The organism is Flavobacterium jejuense (assembly GCF_006491595.2).
Lineage (GTDB): Bacteria > Bacteroidota > Bacteroidia > Flavobacteriales > Flavobacteriaceae > Flavobacterium > Flavobacterium jejuense.
On record NZ_VEVQ02000001.1, the window covers coordinates 209,009 to 228,976 of the forward strand.

Genomic DNA, 19,968 nt, shown 5'->3' on the forward strand with positions numbered 1-19,968 from the left:
GTTTTAAACAATATCTATCTAATGTTGTAAGTAAATACAAAATATAGAGATTGGTTTTGGGTTAATAATTCATTTTCATTATTGAGGAAGATAAGTAATACTTAAGATACATTAGCAATTATCATTTAATCTTGGGTGTCTTTGTTGCTTTTTAGGAATTAACTTAATTCTTATTTTTGTAATCTTAGATTTACACGAAAAGTTTAATCATTTTCTTGTTTTTAGCAAAACTTTTTTACATCTATTACTCTTCATTTCCAAATTTTATCTTACATCAAAAAAAAATAAATAAATAAAAAATCCACTTATATAAGTGGATTTTTAAACAAACTAAACCAAAAAATCACAGTTTTTTAGAAGCAATATTTATTTTCGCTAATTATTTTTGCTGCAATTTTTTCTCTTAAACCAATAACATTTGGCATATTGGTATATTTTGTAAATCTTTTTAGTCCCATTAACATAGCTCTTTGTTCATCACCTTCAGAGAAAGAAATAATACCTTCTTTTCCTTTTTGGTTCACAATATCAACTGCGTGATATAAATATAATTGAGCCATTGCAATTTGTTCTTGTACTTTATCAGCACCTTCTTTTTTAGCTAATTTTTCAGTTCTAAGAATAGTACTTTCAGCCATATAGATTTCGATTAGAATATCAGAAGCAGCCATTAATAACTGTTGGTGATCTTCTAATTGAGGTCCGAATTTTTGAACCGCAGAACCAGCGACCATTAAGAATACTTTTTTCAATTTTCCAATTAATTCTTTTTCTTCTGCAAATAATTCAGAATAATCTGGAACATCAAATGAAGGAATTCCCATTAATTCTTCTCCTACAGCCATTGCAGGACCTAATAAGTCTACATGACCTTTCATTGCTTTCTTAACTAACATTCCTACAGATAGCATTCTGTTGATTTCATTAGTTCCTTCATAGATACGAGCAATACGAGCATCTCTCCAAGCACTTTCCATTGGTGCATCTTCAGAGAATCCCATACCTCCAAAAATTTGAATTCCTTCATCAGTACAAGATTGTACGTCTTCAGAAACGGCTACTTTTAAGATAGAACATTCAATAGCAAATTCTTCTACACCTTTTAATTCTGCTTCTTGGTGCGAATTTCCTTCTTCTGTTCTAATGTGAATTCTTGTTTCAATATTGTGTGCTGCTCTATAAGAAGCACTTTCACCTGCATAAGCATTGGTAGCCATTTCAGCTAATTTAGATTGTATAGCTCCAAAGCTAGAAATAGGTGTTTTAAATTGTTGTCTTTCATTAGCATAAACAACAGCACCTGTAATAGTTCTTCTTTGTGCTTCTAAACAAGCTGCAGCCAATTTAATACGACCAACATTCAATGCATTCATAGCAATTTTGAATCCTTCTCCACGACCAGCTAACATGTTTTCAACAGGCACTTTAGTTTCGTTAAAGAAAACTTGACGAGTAGAAGAGGAGCGAATCCCTAATTTGTGTTCTTCATCACCTAAAGAAATTCCGTTAGCAGGGTCATTCTCTACGATGAAACCTGTAATGTTTTTATCATCTTCAATACGAGCAAAAACAATGAATACTTGACAAAAACCTGCGTTTGAAATCCACATTTTTCCACCAGTAATGCTATAGTATTTTCCATCTTCAGAAAGAACTGCTTTCGTTTTTCCTGAGTTTGCATCAGATCCTGCACCTGGTTCTGTTAAACAGTAAGCACCAAACCATTCACCTGTTGCTAATTTTGATACATATTTTTGTTTTTGTTCTTCAGTACCGTAAAGTGTAATTGGCATTGTTCCAATTCCTGTGTGAGCACCAAAAGCTGTTGAGAACGAACCAGTAGCACCTGAGATATAATCACAAACTAACATTGTATTTACAAACCCCATTCCCATTCCACCATAAGCTTCAGGAACCGAGATACCTAAATATCCTAGTTCTCCAGCTTTACGCATTACTTCTTCTGTTAATGCATAATCTTTCTTTTCAAAGCGTTCTTTGTTCGGCCACAATTCTTTATCTACGAATTCGATAACCGAATCACGCATCATAATTTGTTCCTCTGAGAAATCTTCTGGAGTGAAGATGTCTTCGCATTTTGTTTCTTTTACAAGGAATTGTCCTCCTCTAATGATATCTGCCATTTTTATTTTTTTTTAGAGAAAAGAAGAAAGAAGCAAGAAAAAAGATTAGCCCAATTTACTGATAAAACCAGTTGTCATTTTTTGGAATTCAATAATCTTATTTTCTATTTCAATCGTTTTTTCTATTGTTATATATTTATTTTGTAATGCAATTAATAATTGTGTTTGTAATTCAAAAGAAGAACCTAAGCTAATATTCAAATAATGTTTAAAATGAGTATTTTCTCTATTTGAACCTTCTGCAATATTTGAAGGCATCGAAACAGCTACTCTATTCATTTGACTAACTAAACCATAAACTTCATTTTTAGGAAAATCTAAACATAAATTATGAATATTGGAAGCAATTTCCATTGCTAAAGTCCAAATTTTAAGATTCTTAAAGTTATGCTTCATTAGTCTTTTATCTCTCTTCTTGCCTGTTTCTTCTAACTTCTACTTTAAAAACTCATAAATTCCTGCTGTTCCTTGTCCGGTTCCGACACACATGGTTACCATTCCGTATTTTGCATTCCCACGCTTGCGCATTTCGTCAAACAATTGAACTGATAATTTAGCTCCTGTACAACCTAGAGGATGTCCTAAAGCAATAGCTCCACCATTTACATTTACGATATCTGGATTTAATCCTAATTCACGAACAACAGCTAATGATTGTGATGCGAAAGCTTCGTTAAGTTCAATTAAATCTATGTCTGCCTGTTTTAAGCCAGCTTGTTTTAAGGCTTTTGGAATAGCTTTCACTGGTCCAATACCCATGATTCTTGGTTCAACTCCTGCAGAAGCAAAGTTTACTAATCTTGCGATTGGTTCAAGATTTAATTCTTTTACCATTTCTTCGCTCATTACTAAAACAAATGCAGCACCATCACTCATTTGTGAAGAGTTACCAGCAGTTACACTACCATCAGCAGCAAATACAGGTCGTAAATTTGCTAAAGCTGCTACAGAAGTACCAGCTCTTGGTCCTTCATCTTTATTTACTATGTAAGAACGCGTTTCTTTTTTACCGTTTTCGTTTACGAAAGTTTCTTCTACTGTGATAGGAACAATTTGGTCATCAAATCTACCTTCCGCTTGTGCTTTTAAAGCTTTCATATGAGAATGATAAGCAAACTCATCTTGATCTTCACGAGAAACATTGAATTGTTTTGCAACAGCTTCAGCCGTTAATCCCATTCCCCAGTAGTAATCTTCATGCCCTTCTTTAGATACTTTATAATCTGGAGTTGGTTTGTAACCACCCATTGGAATATAACTCATACTTTCTGCACCACCAGCGATGATACAATCTGCCATTCCGGATTGAATTTTAGCTGTAGCCATTCCGATAGTTTCGATTCCAGAAGCACAATATCTGTTTACTGTAACTCCAGGAACATCTTCTACTTTTAATCCCATTAATGAAATTAAACGCGCTACATTAAGTCCTTGTTCTGCTTCAGGCATTGCATTACCAACCATAACATCGTCAATGCGAGTTTTATCAAAATTTGGTAATTCTTTCATCATGTATTCAATTGTTTCAGCAGCCAATTCATCTGGTCTTTTGAAACGAAAAACGCCTTTTGGTGCTTTACCAACTGCCGTTCTATATGCTTTTACTATATATGCTGTTTTCATAATATTAATTTCTTAATGGTTTTCCTTTAGTTAACATGTGTTGGATTCTCTCTAAAGATTTTCTCTCACCTGTTAGTGATAAAAAGGCTTCTCTTTCTAAGTCTAATAAGTATTGTTCCGTTACCATTGTTGGTTCAGATAAATCGCCACCAGCCATTACATAAGCTAATTTATTTGCAATTTTCTTATCGTGTTCCGAAATATATTTACCAGCTTCCATACTATCTGTTCCAACTAAGAACATACCTAAAGCTTGTTTACCAAGAACTCTAACATCTTTTCTTTTTGGAGCTTGGGTGTAACCTAATTCAGCCATTTGTAACGCTACTTGCTTAGCTGTTGCAATTTGACGGTCTTTATTTACAACTACTAAATCTCTTCCTTTTTGTAATACACCTAAATCAAATGCTTCGTAAGCAGAAGTTGCCACTTTTGCCATACCTACTGTTAAGAAGTATTCTTGTAAAACGTTTAATTCCACATCATTTTTACGGAAAAGGTCAGAAGCTCTTAAAGCCATTTCTTTAGAACCACCACCACCAGGAATTACACCAACTCCAAATTCTACTAAACCAATATAAGTTTCAGCAGCAGCTACAGCTCTGTCAGCGTGCATTGTAAGTTCACAACCACCACCAAGTGTCATTCCATGAGGAGCAGCAATAACTGGAATTGCAGAATAACGACAACGCATCATCGTGTCTTGAAACATTTTGATAGCCATGTTTAATTCATCATATTCTTGCTCAACAGCCATCATGAAAATCATTCCTAAATTAGCTCCTACAGAGAAATTTGTTCCTTGATTTCCGATTACTAATCCATTATATTCTTTTTCAGCAATATCAATTGCTTTGTTAATCCCTTGTAAAACTCCAGCTCCGATAGAATTCATTTTTGAAGTAAATTCTAAATTTATAATTCCGTCGCCTAAATCTGTAATGATAGAATCGCTGTTGTTCCAAACTTTTTTACTTTCACGAATATTATTTAAGAGGATGAAGGCATCTTGACCAGGAATTTTTTCTACTTTTTTGTTTGTGATCGAGTAGTAGTAAGTTGCTCCCTCTTTTATAGAATAAAAAGAAGATATTCCAGAAGTTAGCATTTCAGTAACCCAAGTTGCTGGTGCATAACCTTCTGCTTTCATTAATTCGATTCCTTTTTCAACACCTATAGCATCCCAAATTTCGAATGGACCATTTTCCCAACCGAAACCAGCTTTCATGGCATCATCGATTTTATAGAAATCTTCTGTGATTTCAGGAATTCTGTTTGAACAGTATTGGAACATAGAAGAAAAGTTTTTTCTATAAAACTCACCCGCTTTGTCTTTTCCTTTTACTAAAACTTTGAATCTATCAATTGGTTTATCAATTGGTTTTGTTAATTCTAATGTAGCAAAAGAAGCTTTTTTACCAGCTCTATATTCTAAAGTATCTAAATCTAATGTTAGAATTTCTTTCCCTTCTTTTTTGTAAAAACCTTGACCTGTTTTGCTACCTAACCATTTGTTTTCCATCATCGTGTTCACAAATGCAGGTAATTTGAATAATTCATGAGACTCGTCATTTGGACAATTTTCATAAATTCCGTTGGCTACGTGAACTAATGTGTCTAAACCAACCACATCAACAGTTCTGAAAGTAGCCGATTTGGGTCTACCAATTACAGGTCCAGTTAATTTGTCCACTTCTTCAACTGTTAATCCCATTTCTTTTACTTGATGAAATAAACTTTGGATTCCAAAAATTCCAATTCTGTTTCCAATAAAAGCAGGAGTATCTTTAGCTACAACTGAAGTTTTTCCTAAGAACTTTTCTCCATAACCATTTAAGAAATCCAATACTTCTTGTGATGTTTTTGGTCCAGGAATGATTTCAAATAATTTCAAATAACGAGCAGGGTTGAAGAAGTGCGTTCCGCAGAAATGTTTCTGGAAATCTTCGCTTCTATCTTCACTCATAAAATGAATTGGAATACCAGAAGTATTAGAAGTAATTAAAGTACCTGGTTTTCTGAATTTTTCAACTTGTTCAAAAACTAATTTTTTAATATCTAGTCTTTCTACAACTACTTCTATAATCCAATCAGCAGTTGCGATTTTATCCATATCATCCGTTGTATTACCAGTAGTAATTCTATTGGCAAAACTTGGATGATAAATAGGTGAGGGCTTCGATTTTAAAGCATTGGTTAAATGTTCATTAACTAAACGATTTCTTACTGCTTTACTTTCTAAAGTCAATCCTTTTTTTTGTTCTGCATCTGTTAATTCTCTTGGAACAATGTCTAGAAGTAAAACTTCCACACCAATGTTAGCAAAATGACAAGCAATTCCGCTTCCCATAATTCCAGAACCAATAACAGCAACTTTTTTAATATTACGTTTCATATACCTGGTTATAATTTGTTTTCAAATTCGTTTTCTGTGTAAATTTTTTTATCAGCAATTAACTCATTAATAATTTCAGCAACTTCCATAAAGTGTATTAGTTTCTCTTCAGAAACATGTTCTTTTATAGTTTCATTAAATTTTAATACAGTTTTCTTGGACAATTCTCTTTTTTCTTGTCCTTCATTAGTTAATTGAATAATAACACCTCTACCATCAGAAGGATTTTTTTTTCGACTTATTAAGCCTTTTTCTTCCATAGATTTTAATGTTCTAGTAAGGCTTGTAGCTTCCATTCCCATCTTAGGGCCTAGCATGGTAGAAGGAGTACCTTTATCTTTTTCAATACTAAGCAATGTAAACCCTGTAGCCATGGTTGCTCCATATTTTGAAGCTTCTTCATTATACATTCTAGCAACAGCTTGCCAAGTTGCCCTTAGTACATAATCTATTGTTTTATCTTTCATAAAATGAATATAATTTCAAAGGTAATAAAAAATACTATGCATGCATAGTATTTTGTGTTTTTTTTATTTTTTATTTTTGAGTAAAATAGTGGATGCATAAAAAAAGCCCACATTTAAGTAGGCTTCTTAATATTATCCATAAATTTTTGTATATAAATTTCTATAATTCCCAATAATAATCTTTCTTTTTAATTTCATTGTAGGTGTTAAGTGACCTCCTTCAATTGACCAAATATCAGGTGTTAGTTCAAAACGTTTTACTTTTTCCCAGTTTCCAAATTTTTCATTCGCATGATCAACTTCTTCTTGAATTCTATCAATTACACTTTGATTAGCTACGATTTCTTCATTTGTTGTTCCAATTGAAATATTTTTACGATTTGCCCAATCTTTAATAAAATCAAAATTAGGTTGTATAAAAGCTGCAGGCATTTTTTCTCCATCACCTATAACCATTATTTGTTCTATAAATCTAGATTGCTTAAAAGTGTTTTCTAAAATCTGTGGAGCTACATATTTTCCACCAGAGGTTTTAAACATTTCTTTTTTTCGATCTGTAATCTTTAAGAAGCCATCTGCATCTATTTCTCCAATATCTCCAGTATGGAAATAACCATTTTCTAAAACTTCTTTAGTTTTTTCTTCATCTTTATAATAGCCTAACATGACATTTGGCCCTTTACAAAGAATTTCTCCATCTTCAGCAATCTTTACATCTATGCCTTCAAGAACTTTCCCAACACTACCTATTCTAAAACCAGAACCTTTCATTACATTAACAGAAATTACGGGTGAAGTTTCTGTTAAGCCGTAACCTTCCATTACGGGGATATTGGCAGCACAAAAAACTTTAGTAAGTCTTGTTTGAAGAGCGGCACTTCCACAAACTAATAATTCTAATTGACCACCTAAACCTTCTTGCCATTTTGAAAAAATTAGTTTTCTTGCCATTTTTAATTTGAGTTCATACCAAAACCCGTTTTCTCCGTATGGTTTGTAATCCATTCCTAGATCTAATGCCCAGAAAAATAATTTCTTTTTTATTCCTGTTAAATCTGTTCCTTTAGCATATATTTTATCATATACTTTTTCAAGTAGTCTTGGTACTACTGTCATGACATGAGGTTTAACTTCTTTTAAGTTATCACTCATTTTTTCAATACTTTCAGCAAAATAGACTGAAATACCATGATATTGGTATAAATACAAAAGCATTCTTTCAAAAATATGACAAATTGGTAAAAAACTTAAAGCAATAGAGTCTCCATCTCTAAGAGGAACTCTCGGAGAACTCATTAATACGTCTGTTACTATGTTTTCATGAGACAACATAACTCCTTTTGGTCTACCAGTTGTTCCAGATGTATAGATTATAGTTGCTAAATCTGTAGTTAAAACATTGTTTTTTCTATCTTCAACAACATCTTGATTGGATTCATCTGTACCTAATTCTAATATTTCTTTCCAACTTTTACACCCTTTGACATCATTAAAAGAATATACTTCTTTTAAAGTTGGAACGTTTTTTCTAATTGAATTTAGTTTATCAAAAACTTCTTGATCAGAAACAAAACAATAAGAGGAACCTGAATGGTTTAAAATATACTCATAATCTTCTTCAGTAATAGTAGGATAAATAGGAACATTCTGAGCACCTGTTTGTAAAATACCTATATCACAAATATTCCATTCTGTTCTATTATTTGAAGATATAAGAGCTATTTTATCGTTTTTTTGAACCCCTAACCTAATTAAAGCTCTAGATACGGTATTGGCTTTCTCTAAATATTCTTTAGTAGAAGTCTTAATCCATTCATTATCATATTTAGTAACTAAAGCATCAGATAAATTATATTTTTCTAATTGATAATATGCGAAATCAAAAAGCCGAGTAATTGTAGACATATATTTACTTTTTTTATAGTATGCAAATTATAAAATTATTATTAATTAACCAATTATTTGTGAATATGTTAAATCTTTTAATTAATTATTTGAAAGTTAATATATTATGCATGCATAATATATTGTTTTGATTTTGATTTTTGTTATTAAGTGCCTTAAAGAAAACTCTTTTTAATCTATTTATAACTTTTTTTTGCAATTTTTTTAAAAATTTGCTCTGTCTTACACCTATTTTTTTTCTAAATATAAAAATAGGTTAGAATTCACAAATCTAAATTTATTAAAAAAATCAAATACAATGTTAAAAGTTTATCTTCCGCCATATTATTGTTATTTTTGCAATAAATTTTTATTAAAGAGTTATTGATGAAATCATTTTTTAGGTTAGAAGAGTATAAAGTTTTATTGTATAGAATTTTGTTAGTTTATTTTTTTTATTTTGTAGCAAGAATACTATTCTATTTTTATAATTCAGATATAGTTGAAGTAAGTTCTATTTTTGAGTTTCTAAAAATTACCTATCATGGATTAGCATTTGATACAACTGCAATCTTATATATAAACGGACTTTTTATTTTATTATCAATTTTACCATTTTTTATAAATACGAAACCATTTTATCAAAATTTACTATTTTGGTTGTATTTCATAAGTAATTTGATTTTTTACGCATTAAATTATATAGACTTTATATATTATAAATATAATTTTTCGAGATTAACATTAGCTGCTTGGGATATTGTTAAGCATGAAGAATCAAAAGGAGATATGTTTTTTCGTTTTTTATTGACTTATTGGCACGTGTTTGTAATCTATGTTATAGTTGCTGCTCTATGGATATTTTTATACAAAAAAGTAAAAATTAAACATAACTTGAGAGAAGATTCTAGGTTTAAATATATAATAAAATCAGTAATAGGAGTTTTGATAATTGCAACTTTAAGTGTTGGAGGAATAAGGGGAGACTTTAAAAAAAGTACTAGGCCTATTAATTTAGTTGATGCCAATAGACATGTAAAAAAAATCAAACAAGCTGATTTAGTTTTAAATTCTCCGTTTACTTTTTTAAGAACAATTCGAGTAAATTCTTTTAAAAAACAAAATTTCAATGTTTCTAAAGAAGTGATTGAGGAAAATTTTAAGCCTATTAAATTTTATAATTCAAATGATCCTTCTAAACCTAATATTGTTTTAGTTATAACAGAGAGTATGGGTAGAGAGTATATTGGAGCATTTAATAAAAATGCAGGTATAAAAGACTATGTAAGTTATACTCCTTTTTTAGACTCTTTGGCACAACATAGTATGATTTATACTAATGCTTATTCAAATGGTTATAAATCGATTCATGGAATGTCTTCTATTATTTCAGGAATACCTTCTTTTAAAGATGCTTTTACTTCTTCTCCTTATGCACAACAAAAGATTGAATCTATGGTTTCTTGTTTAAATAGTGAAGGTTACGATACTTCTTTTTTTCATGGTGCACCAAATGGTTCAATGGGCTTTTTAGGATATAGTAATATATTAGGTTTCGATCATTATTATGGTAAGACAGAATATGGTAATGATGCTGATTTTGATGGTTCATGGGGAATTTGGGATGAACCATTTCTACAATTTATGAATGCTACAATAAGTAAAAAAAAGCAACCGTTTTTTAGTACTGTTTTTACAGTTACTTCTCATGAACCTTATGTTATTCCTGAAAAATATGATGGTAAGTTTCCAAAAGGAAATGTTCAAATGCATCAATGTGTAGGTTATACGGATTTTGCGTTTAAGAAGTTTTTTGAGGCAGCTAAGAAAGAGCCCTGGTTCTCTAATACTATTTTTATAATAACAGCGGATCATTGTAATCAGGTAAGTTATAAGGAACATTTCTATGATAATATTATGAATAGAAATGCTGTTCCTATTCTAATTTATAAACCAAATAGTAATTTAATAGGTGAGAACAATGAAATTGCTCAACATATTGATATCTATCCTACAGTTATGGACATGATTGGGTATAATAAACCTTTTAGGAGTTGGGGAAGAAGTTTAGTAACCAAACAAAATGATATAGAACCTTATTTGATTAATTATAATTCTAACATCTACTATTTCATGAAAGAAGGTTATATTTGCTTGTTTGATGGTGTTAATGCCATTGGCTTTTATGATGTAAAAGATGTAACATTGTCAAATAATTTAATAGCCAATAGAAATCAAAAAATGAATGACCTTGAACTTCAGTGTAAAGGGTTTATTCAAGATTATTTTGATAGAATTTTAGATAAAAACCTTTCAACAGTTAAATAAAGAAAATGAAAAAGAAAATTTTAATTCTTGTAATAGTAATAGGAGCCATTTTTGGAGGTAAATACTATTATGATATGAACCTTAATCATAATTTTGAAACGATTACTGAAGGAAAAGTATACAAGAGTGGTGTTATTCCTCCTGATGAATTACCTAAATATATAAAAGAACATAATATTAAAAGTGTAGTTGATTTACGTTTTCCAGGTACTGGAGACGATGTAAATAACCCTGAAATTCCTGCTGAATTAACGGCAGAGAAAGAGGCTATTGCTAAATTGGATGGTATAAACTATTTTAATAACGGTTCCGATCAAGTCCCAAAAGAACATAATTTAAAGATGTTTTTTGAGATTATGGACAATCCTGATAATTATCCTGTTTTGATTCATTGTTATCATGGTGTAGGAAGAGCAGAAATGTATTCGGCTTTATATAGAATCGAATATGAAGGAATGGATCCAAACGAGGCTAGACAGAATACCCGTTTTTTAACAAAATGGAGTTCCTTTGATTTGGGTAAACCAAAAGGTGATTATCTCTTTAATTATAAAAGCAGAAAAGATAGTTTAAAGTAAGCTATCTTTTCGAAATTTTATTATTGGTAATCTGTCTTTGTAATTTACACTTAAATCTTCCTTCTGAAAAAGAACGTAATTTTTCGTGTTTCGTTTTCCGATTTGCAACTCTTTTTCTCCATAATTTATAACTAGAGCGTTTTAATTCTTTTCGCATCAAAGCTTTCGTATTCATTTCTGAAAGACCAAATTGAAATAAAATGGCTTCAAAAGGTGTTCTATCTTCCCATGCCATTTCTATTACTCTATTTATTTGTTCAACTGTTAAATTGTGGTCCATAATTGCTATTTAGAAATTCTTCTTTTAAGGCTAATACTTTAGCTATGAATTTATTATTCTTTTGAATATATTGATTTCTTCTCAATTTAATAAACATTCCATTTGCATGAATAGATAGCGTTTCTGATTGAAATACTATTAATTTGTAGTAAGGAATAATCCAAGAATAATTTTGCAACCCTTTATTAATATGGAAAATGATTCCTTTTGGTCTCAATTCTATATTGGCATAATTAATATCAGAATTAGTATTTAACACATTTCTAAAATGCGGACTTACCTCCTGTATCATCATTCTATGTGAACCTGTTCCGTTCATTTGAATGGCTTTAATAAAAGAGTAGGGTTTGCCCAAAAGACTATTAATCTTTCGGGTAACTTCATTGTCTACATAAGTTGTATTAAATAACATGATTAATAATTAATGAAATTATTTATTTTTATGTTTTTTGCTTTAATATCGTGCATTAAATTATATAATCCGAAGAAGGTTCTGTTGATGTAAATAAAGTGTTTAGAACCTCTGTTACCATTCATATTTCTAATTTCTGTACTTTTAGAATAACGCTCTCCTAATTCAGCTATTTTGCCAAAGAAAGTTTCGTCTGAAAAATCAAATGTTTCTTTGTGAAAGGGTTGGGTAAACAAACTTAACATCTCGTGAAATAAATTAGAGAAAAACACTTTTTCAGTAGCTGTATCTTCTGGTTTAAGGATTTCTAATTCATATAGTTTTTGTTCAAAGAATACTGGGTTATCAATATTTTGTTTTTTGGCTAAATCAAAATAAGGTACATAAAAGTCATTTGGAACTTCTTTCATACAACCAAAATCTAGAACAATTAAATTGCCTTCTTCAGAAACTAAAAAATTACCTGGGTGTGGATCTGCATGTACTTTTTTAATGACATGCATTTGGTACATATAAAAATCCCATAAAGCTTGTCCGATTGTGTTTGCCAATTCCTGATTTGTATTTACTGCTGTGAATTCAGATAAATGTTTTCCAATCATCCAATCCATGGTGATGATTCTTTCAGAAGACCATTCTTCATAATAATTTGGAAAAACTAAATGAGGTAAATGTTTACAAGCTGCTACGATTGCTTTGCTTTGTTTTACTTCATTTAAATAATCCGTTTCTTCAATTAATTTATGTTCGACTTCTTTAAAATATTTATCGGAATCTTTTCCTTTTATGTTAAACATTTTAATGGCTATTGGTTTAACCAAAGCTAAATCTGAAGAAATACTATCAGCAACTCCAGGATATTGAATTTTAACTGCTAATTTTTTACCATTTAATTCTGCTTGATGGACTTGACCAATACTAGCTGCATTAATAGATTCTAGATTAAATGTATCAAATATCTCATTTGGACTTTTTCCAAAATATTTTTTAAATGTTTTTAAGACTAAAGGAGCAGAAAGTGGTGGAACTGAAAATTGCGATAACGAAAATTTTTCAACATAAGCTCTAGGTAAAATGCTTTTCTCCATGCTAAGCATTTGAGCCACTTTTAAAGCGCTACCTTTCATTTGTTTTAAACCATCGTAAATGTCTTCAGCATTGGAGAGATTTAAACTCTCTTTTGCTTCTTCTTCTGTTTTGGTAAGCTTGTCACCATAATATTTTAAATAATTTACACCTACTTTTGCACCCGTTTGAATTAATTTTGAAGCGCGTTGAATTTTTGATGTAGGAATACTATCAAGTGATTTCATATGTGTTTATTTAATAATATTACATTTTTACTTTCTCTTTCCAAAGAAATTTACCAAAATCAATAATGTTTTTCAAAGGAGTCATATCCATTAAATCGAAACTAGCATGAACTGATTTTTCAATGAATATGTCTGTTTTCTCAAAAGAAGAAGAAGTATCATCTATCCAAAACTTAAACGTCATTAAAAATTGAACCCAAGCTAATTCAGAAATGCTTTTTTGCTGGATTTTTTCAATAGTTTCTTGAGGAATTTTTAAAGGTTCAATTTCTAATGAATCAACAAAATCTTTGAAAAGAATTCTTAAACTACTTAGTTTTTTAAGATTTTTAAGTTGGTTTTTGTCTTCATGAAGCAAATGAATCACAAAACTTCTATTAGCAGTCATTTGTTCAAAATAAGTAAAATAAAAACTTAACAACTGCGTTTTTGCATCGTAAGTGGCATATTCTTCACTTGAGTTGAGTAATTTAACTGTATTTTCAAAAAAAGAAGTGAATACAGTTTCTTCAATTTGTTCAAAACTAGTAAAAAATTGATAAAATTCATTTTCTTCTATTTTGAGTCCTTTACAGAAAAGGTAAATAGAGCTAGGTTTTCCCCCCTCTGTTAATATAAATTTTGAATATTCTGATAAGATTAGTTCTTTACTGAGGTTTATTTTCTTTGCCATAGCAATTTATTTTAACTCAAAGATACGGAAATATTGTTTATCAATTAATTAAAAATAGTTAAACAAAATATAAATTTTATAAGTAGTTCTCTTTATTATTTTCATTTAATTCTTTCATAATTTCTGCAAACAATTTATAAGATTTTAAGCGATCATTACTTTCATATACATTAGTAACAGCAATAAGTTCATCAATATTAGTTTGCCCAATGAAATCTTTTATTTGTTTCTTAACTTTTTCTTTATTTCCAATGAAGGAATATTTAATCATTTGTTGTACCGAAGGATGTTGTGATATTTCTTCCAATTCAGCACTCATCTCAGATGGCTCTTCTAAGTAATCTTTTCTTTTACCAGTTAATAAACCAACAATCATTTTTATAAAAGAGGTAGCCATTTTTTGAGCTTCTTTTTCTGTATCAGCAATAAAGATATTAACTCCAGCAATTATATATGGTTTTTCTATATTCTTAGATGGTTTAAACTCATTTCTATAAATGTCAAGAGCATTAAATAGTTGAGCTGTTGCAAAATGACTAGCAAACGCATAAGGTAATCCTTTTTTTGCGGCTAAATGAGCACTATCTGTGCTAGATCCTAAGATGTAAAGAGGAACATTAACGCCTTCTGCAACGGTTGCTCTAACTTTTTCATTTTTATTTTCGTTTGAAAAATAAGCTTCAATTTTGTTTATTTCTTCAGGAAATGATTGAGCAGCTTTAAAAAAATCTGATTTAATTGCATGTGCAGTTTCTTGATCTGTACCAGGAGCTCTTCCTAGTCCTAAGTCAATTCTGTTCGGGTATAAATTCCCTAATGTTCCAAATTGTTCAGAAACAATGAGAGGAGAGTGGTTTGGAAGCATAATTCCTCCAGATCCAACTCTTATTTTTGTTGTTGCTTGTGCTATGTGACCAATTAATATTGATGGAGCACTACTAGAGACACTTGCCATATTGTGATGTTCTGCAAACCAAAATCGTTTGTAGCCATATTTTTCAGCTTTTTGAGCCAAAATAGTAGCATTTTCAAAAACCTCTTTTATTGTATGTCCTTTAGTAACTATTGCAAGTTCTAAAATTGAATATGCAGTTTGTTTCATTTTTATATATTTATATATTTAAAAGTTTCAATGTATTGTTTAAATAAAAAAGCTCATAACTTTTTTAATGTATTTAAATAAGCTTCCCAAACCTTATCATTTAAAGAATAGTTATAATAACGACCTTCTTTATGTTGGTTTATTAATTCTGATTCAACTAATTTTTTGATGTGATGACTAATAGATGGTTGGGCAAGATTTAAGAGTGAACAAGTTTCATTGCATTCCATCTTTCCTTGATGTCTTTGCATATGTTGTAAAATTTTAAGTCTGTTAATATCACTCAATGCCTTTGCTATTTTTTCTACTTGTTTTAATTCCAAAACACTCTGTTTTTATATTGATATATGCAAATGTATGAATTTAATATTGGTTTTTGCTATTATACTGTTTTTGAATGAGGTGAAATCCTCTCTTGAAATGCCAAATACATCTAAAATTATTTTAATTTATTTTAAGATGATTCTTAAATATTATTATTAAACTTAGTAGATAAAAAAAACTCTGAGAAATTCTCAGAGTTTTTGTGTAGTTATAAATTGATTTTATTCTGCACTTTCTTGCATGGTGTGATAAACATTCATCACATCATCATCTTCTTCTATTTTTTCTAATAATTTTTCAACGTCAGCCGCTTCCGATTCATTTAGTTCTTTGGTTACTTGAGGAATTCTTTCAAATCCAGATGAGAGTATTTCTAATCCTCTGTTTTCTAATTCTTTTTGAATAGCACCAAAACTTTCGAAAGGAGCATACATTAAAATACCATCTTCATCTGCAAAAATTTCTTCTACACCAAAGTCAATCATTTCTAGTTCTAATTCTTCTACATCTTGACCCTCAGCTGGAATTCTAAAATTACAAGTATGATCAAACATAAACTCTACAGAACCTTGTGTTCCCATAGTACCATTACATTTATTAAAATAACTCCTAATATTAGCAACGGTTCTATTGTTGTTATCTGTAGCTGTTTCAATAAGAATGGCTATTCCGTGAGGAGCATATCCTTCAAATAAAACTTCTTTATAGTTTGCAGTATCTTTGTCTGATGCTTTCTTAATAGCTCGTTCTACATTTTCTTTAGGCATGTTTGCAGCCTTTGCATTTTGTATTACAGCTCTTAATCTTGCATTAGATTCTGGACTTGGACCACCTTCTTTAACAGCAATAACAATATCTTTTCCTATTCTTGTAAACGTTTTTGCCATTGCAGACCAACGTTTCATTTTGCGTGCTTTTCTAAATTCAAATGCTCTTCCCATTTCTAAATTGTTTTAATCTGAGCAAAAATAATTTTTTTACAATCAATATCAAAATTAGTTAAAGAATAAACGACGAATATATAAGTTTAAACTTATATTGAATAATTATATTATTAGAGGTATAAAAGATTAAATGCAAATAATCCATTTTTTTTAAATAATTTTATAGTATTACCAGATAAATCTTTATAAATATAAAATGAATGGGTAAAAATAGTTACAATTTAATTAATTGGTTTTTTAAAAGACCAAGAACTTCAGGAATTATAGTATTTGTTAGCTTATTTTTAGTTTTTACTTATATTGCTTTTCAACAATATAAGATTGATAAAGAAAATAGAAGGATAGAAATGACTAACAAGTTAAATGCGATTTCTCAAAATATAGATCAAACTCTTAAAAATTGTTATACAACTGTCCTTACTTTAGCCTTAACAATAGATAATGAAGGTATTCCACAAGATTTTAATTTAATAGGCAGAAAACTTTTAGAATCTAATAGTAGTATAAATGCTGTTCAAATGGTGCCAAATGGAGTCATTAAGTATACTTATCCTATGATTGGTAATGAAGAAGCAATGGGATTGGATATTTTAAATTCTAAATTACTTCAAGATGAAGCATTAAAATCTATTCAGACTCAAAAAATGTATTTTGCAGGACCATTTGAATTAAAACAAGGTGGACAAGCGATAGTAGGAAGACTTCCTGTCTATTTAAAGAATGAATTTTGGGGCTTTTCTGCAGTTATTATAAAAATGGATAGACTTTTGGAAACTTCTGGAATAAATGCTATAAATAATAAAAATTTTAGTTTTCAATTATCAAAGATAAGTCCAACTACTTCAAAAGAGGTTTATTTTTTACCTCAAAAGGTGAAATTTAAAAAGGATAATTACGTAAGTAGTTTTATTCCAGATGGTGATTGGAATTTATATGTAATTGATAAAAAGGCAAGTGCTTTAACTAATAATTTTTTATTTAATGTTTTTTTAGGATTTCTATCAGCATTTATAGTTACTTTTTTTATTGTTTTGTTATTAAGAAAACCTGAACAATTACAACAATTAGTATATGATCAAGCGGATAAATTAATTAATAGTGAGCTAAAATTCAAAACTATTTTTGAACAAGCAGCAATAGGAATAGCAAATGTTGATAGTTCAACGGGAAAGTTTATTGAAATTAATGAGAAATTTTGTAAGCTTTTAGGGTATACCGAAAATGAAATGAAAGACAAAGACTTTCAATCTATTACACATCCTGAAGATTTAGATAAAGATTTGGAATTATTGGAAAAAATAAACCATGGAGCTATTCAGCAATACTCTATGGAAAAAAGATATTTTACAAAGGAAGGGAAATTGATATGGGTAAATTTAACAGTTGCACCTTTATTAATTAATAATTCTAAAGAGTTTACATTAATTTCAATTGTAGAGGACATTACATTGAAAAAGGAAACGGAAAAGTTAATAAAAAAGAGTGAAAATCATTTTAAAAGCCTGTTTGAAGACTCTCCTTTACCTCTAAGAGAAGAAGATTTTTCCAAGGTAAAATTATATCTTGAAAAGTTAAATTTAATGGATAAAGATTCTGACTATGTAAATAATTATTTAAATCAGAATAGAAGTCAAGTAGAAGAAGCTTATTCATTAATAAAACTAAATAATGCAAATAAAGCATGTTTAAATCTATATAAAGTAGATTCTATAAATGATCTTATTCCAACAAAGTCTGCATTATTTAACGTGAAATCATTTTTAGATTTTAAAAATCAACTAATTGCGATTACTCAAGGAAAAAAACAATATGCACTTGATACAGTAATTAGAACATCTGATGACGAATTAAGAAATATTGATTTAAGATGGAATATAATTAGAGGATATGAAAAATCTTTAAGTAGGGTAATAGTTTCTAATGAAGATATAACAGACCGGAAAATTAATGAACAAATAAGAGTAAACTCACAAAAAAGGATAGAATCTTTAATTAATACAATTGATGGAATTGTTTGGGAATGTGATGCTATAACTTTTGAATTTACATTTATTAGCAAGAAAGTTGAAAATATTTTAGGATATACAGCAGAAGAGTGGTTGTCTAATAGAACTTTCTGGAAAGATCACATTTATCATGAAGACAGAGAAAATGTTATTAATTTTTGTTCTGAAAAAACAAATAATAATTTAGATCATGATTTTGAATACAGAATGATTGCTAAAGATGGTTCAGTAATTTGGTTGAGAGATATTGTAAATGTTGTTAGTAATAACAATAAAGCTGTTAGTTTAAGAGGAATTATGATTAATATAACTAAAAATAAAGAAATCGAAAAAGATTTAAATAATTCTTTTAACTTGGTTTCTGAACAAAATAAGCGTCTTTTAAATTTTTCTTATATTGTTTCACATAATTTACGATCTCATACTAGTAATATTAGTTCATTAATTGGTTTGATAGAAACTACTGAAAATAAGGAAGAAAGAGAAGAGATGTTAGGTTTGTTAAAATCGGTGTCAAATTCTTTGAATGATACTATGACAAATTTAAATGAAGTTGTAAATATTCAAACTAATCTTTCATTATCAATAGAAAAGATAAATTTAGTAAATTATGTTGAGGTAACATTAAAAGTTTTGTCGAACAATATTAAATCCAATGATGTAACTATTATTAATGAAATTCCTAATGATATTGAAATAAATTATAATCCAGCTTACATGGAAAGTATACTTTTTAATATTATTTCTAATGGTATAAGGTATAGTCACAAAGAACGAAAATCAATCATAACTATAAAATATCAGATTGAAAAAGAAAGAAAATTTATTGAGATTTCTGACAATGGTATTGGAATAGATTTAGAGAAAAATAAAGATAAAATTTTTGGGATGTATAAAACTTTTAGTGCAAATAATGATTCAAAAGGAATTGGATTATTTATAACTAAATACCAAATTGAAGCTATGGGAGGAAGTATTACTGTTGAAAGTGAGCTTAATATTGGAACAACTTTTAAAATCTATATTTTATGAAAAAAAAATCAATATGGATAATTGATGATGATTCAATTTATAAATTTGTTATTCAAAAGTTAATAGCTAAAACTGATTTATTTGAAAATGTAAAAACATTTTCAAATGGAGAAGAAGCTTCAATAGCACTGAAAAATGAGCTGAATTTAATGACTCAATTACCAGATATAATTCTTCTAGATATTGAAATGCCTTTAATGGATGGTTGGGAGTTTATGTCAGAAATAGATACTTTAAAACCAAAAATTGAAGAAAAAAATATAAAAATTTTTATGTCAAGTTCTTCTATTGCTCATGAGGATAAAATAAAAGTAGATAATAATCCAGATATAAAAGGATACTTGACAAAACCAATTTCTCTTGAAGATTTATTGAAAATAGCTTTGTAAAATACAGAAAAATTGATAAGTGCTATATTATCAGGATTATAAGTAAATTGATCTGTTTTAAATCTTTCTTTTTT

The 19,968-nt window shown here is 29.3% G+C and carries 17 protein-coding genes; 4 read left to right on the forward strand and 13 right to left on the reverse strand.

Going from position 1 to position 19,968, the window contains the following annotated elements:
* Positions 1 to 353 precede the first annotated feature (353 nt).
* The 6 genes from FIA58_RS00965 to FIA58_RS00990 form a co-directional block, all read right to left on the reverse strand.
* A complete protein-coding gene (locus FIA58_RS00965) occupies positions 354 to 2,144 on the reverse strand; it encodes an acyl-CoA dehydrogenase family protein (RefSeq protein ID WP_140959095.1) in 1,791 nt (596 codons plus the stop codon).
* A gap of 45 nt (positions 2,145 to 2,189) precedes the next feature.
* Positions 2,190 to 2,540 (reverse strand): four helix bundle protein, encoded by a 351-nt coding sequence (locus FIA58_RS00970; RefSeq protein WP_140959097.1) that lies wholly within the window; start codon positions 2,538 to 2,540, stop codon positions 2,190 to 2,192.
* 39 nt (positions 2,541 to 2,579) lie between these two features.
* The gene (locus FIA58_RS00975; protein ID WP_140959099.1) at positions 2,580 to 3,767 is read right to left on the reverse strand and encodes an acetyl-CoA C-acyltransferase; all 1,188 of its coding nucleotides are present in this window, start codon (positions 3,765 to 3,767) and stop codon (positions 2,580 to 2,582) included.
* Positions 3,768 to 3,771: 4 nt separating this feature from the next.
* Positions 3,772 to 6,162, reverse strand: coding sequence for a 3-hydroxyacyl-CoA dehydrogenase/enoyl-CoA hydratase family protein (locus tag FIA58_RS00980; RefSeq protein ID WP_140959101.1), 2,391 nt, complete (start codon positions 6,160 to 6,162; stop codon positions 3,772 to 3,774).
* An 8-nt stretch (positions 6,163 to 6,170) separates the two neighbouring features.
* Positions 6,171 to 6,629: a MarR family winged helix-turn-helix transcriptional regulator gene (locus FIA58_RS00985; RefSeq protein WP_140959103.1), complete on the reverse strand. Its 459-nt coding sequence runs from the start codon at positions 6,627 to 6,629 to the stop codon at positions 6,171 to 6,173.
* A gap of 132 nt (positions 6,630 to 6,761) precedes the next feature.
* Positions 6,762 to 8,534: an AMP-dependent synthetase/ligase gene (locus FIA58_RS00990; protein ID WP_140959105.1), complete on the reverse strand. Its 1,773-nt coding sequence runs from the start codon at positions 8,532 to 8,534 to the stop codon at positions 6,762 to 6,764.
* Positions 8,535 to 8,900: 366 nt separating this feature from the next.
* Between FIA58_RS00990 and FIA58_RS00995 the strand changes: the two genes are divergently transcribed.
* Together FIA58_RS00995 and FIA58_RS01000 are read left to right on the forward strand one after the other, a co-directional pair.
* Entirely contained in the window at positions 8,901 to 10,841 is a 1,941-nt protein-coding gene (locus FIA58_RS00995) for an LTA synthase family protein (protein ID WP_140959107.1), read from the forward strand.
* 5 nt (positions 10,842 to 10,846) lie between these two features.
* Entirely contained in the window at positions 10,847 to 11,419 is a 573-nt protein-coding gene (locus FIA58_RS01000) for a dual specificity protein phosphatase family protein (protein ID WP_140959109.1), read from the forward strand.
* A 1-nt stretch (position 11,420) separates the two neighbouring features.
* On the opposite strand, the gene FIA58_RS01005 is transcribed toward FIA58_RS01000, so the two are convergent.
* From FIA58_RS01005 to FIA58_RS01035, 7 genes are all read right to left on the reverse strand, one after another.
* Positions 11,421 to 11,699 carry a TIGR03643 family protein gene (locus FIA58_RS01005; RefSeq protein WP_140959111.1) on the reverse strand — a complete coding sequence of 93 codons (279 nt, stop codon included), beginning with the start codon at positions 11,697 to 11,699 and terminating at the stop codon, positions 11,421 to 11,423.
* Positions 11,677 to 12,111, reverse strand: a complete 435-nt coding sequence (locus tag FIA58_RS01010; RefSeq protein WP_140959113.1) for a hypothetical protein — start codon at positions 12,109 to 12,111, stop codon at positions 11,677 to 11,679. Before FIA58_RS01010 ends, FIA58_RS01005 begins: the two co-directional genes overlap by 23 nt.
* A gap of 2 nt (positions 12,112 to 12,113) precedes the next feature.
* Positions 12,114 to 13,424 (reverse strand): ABC1 kinase family protein, encoded by a 1,311-nt coding sequence (locus tag FIA58_RS01015; RefSeq protein ID WP_140959115.1) that lies wholly within the window; start codon positions 13,422 to 13,424, stop codon positions 12,114 to 12,116.
* A 19-nt stretch (positions 13,425 to 13,443) separates the two neighbouring features.
* Positions 13,444 to 14,097 (reverse strand): TetR family transcriptional regulator C-terminal domain-containing protein, encoded by a 654-nt coding sequence (locus FIA58_RS01020; protein ID WP_140959117.1) that lies wholly within the window; start codon positions 14,095 to 14,097, stop codon positions 13,444 to 13,446.
* Positions 14,098 to 14,173: 76 nt separating this feature from the next.
* Positions 14,174 to 15,205, reverse strand: a complete 1,032-nt coding sequence (locus FIA58_RS01025) for an LLM class flavin-dependent oxidoreductase (protein ID WP_140959119.1) — start codon at positions 15,203 to 15,205, stop codon at positions 14,174 to 14,176.
* A 47-nt stretch (positions 15,206 to 15,252) separates the two neighbouring features.
* A complete protein-coding gene (locus FIA58_RS01030) occupies positions 15,253 to 15,522 on the reverse strand; it encodes an ArsR/SmtB family transcription factor (protein ID WP_140959121.1) in 270 nt (89 codons plus the stop codon).
* A gap of 222 nt (positions 15,523 to 15,744) precedes the next feature.
* Positions 15,745 to 16,464, reverse strand: coding sequence for a YebC/PmpR family DNA-binding transcriptional regulator (locus FIA58_RS01035; RefSeq protein ID WP_140959123.1), 720 nt, complete (start codon positions 16,462 to 16,464; stop codon positions 15,745 to 15,747).
* A gap of 203 nt (positions 16,465 to 16,667) precedes the next feature.
* On the opposite strand from FIA58_RS01035, the gene FIA58_RS01040 reads away from it, so the two are divergent.
* Together FIA58_RS01040 and FIA58_RS01045 are read left to right on the forward strand one after the other, a co-directional pair.
* On the forward strand, positions 16,668 to 19,505 hold the full coding sequence (locus FIA58_RS01040) for a PAS domain S-box protein (RefSeq protein ID WP_140959125.1): 2,838 nt from the start codon (positions 16,668 to 16,670) through the stop codon (positions 19,503 to 19,505).
* On the forward strand, positions 19,502 to 19,894 hold the full coding sequence (locus FIA58_RS01045) for a response regulator (RefSeq protein ID WP_140959127.1): 393 nt from the start codon (positions 19,502 to 19,504) through the stop codon (positions 19,892 to 19,894). Before FIA58_RS01040 ends, FIA58_RS01045 begins: the two co-directional genes overlap by 4 nt.
* The last annotated feature ends 74 nt before the right edge of the window (positions 19,895 to 19,968 follow it).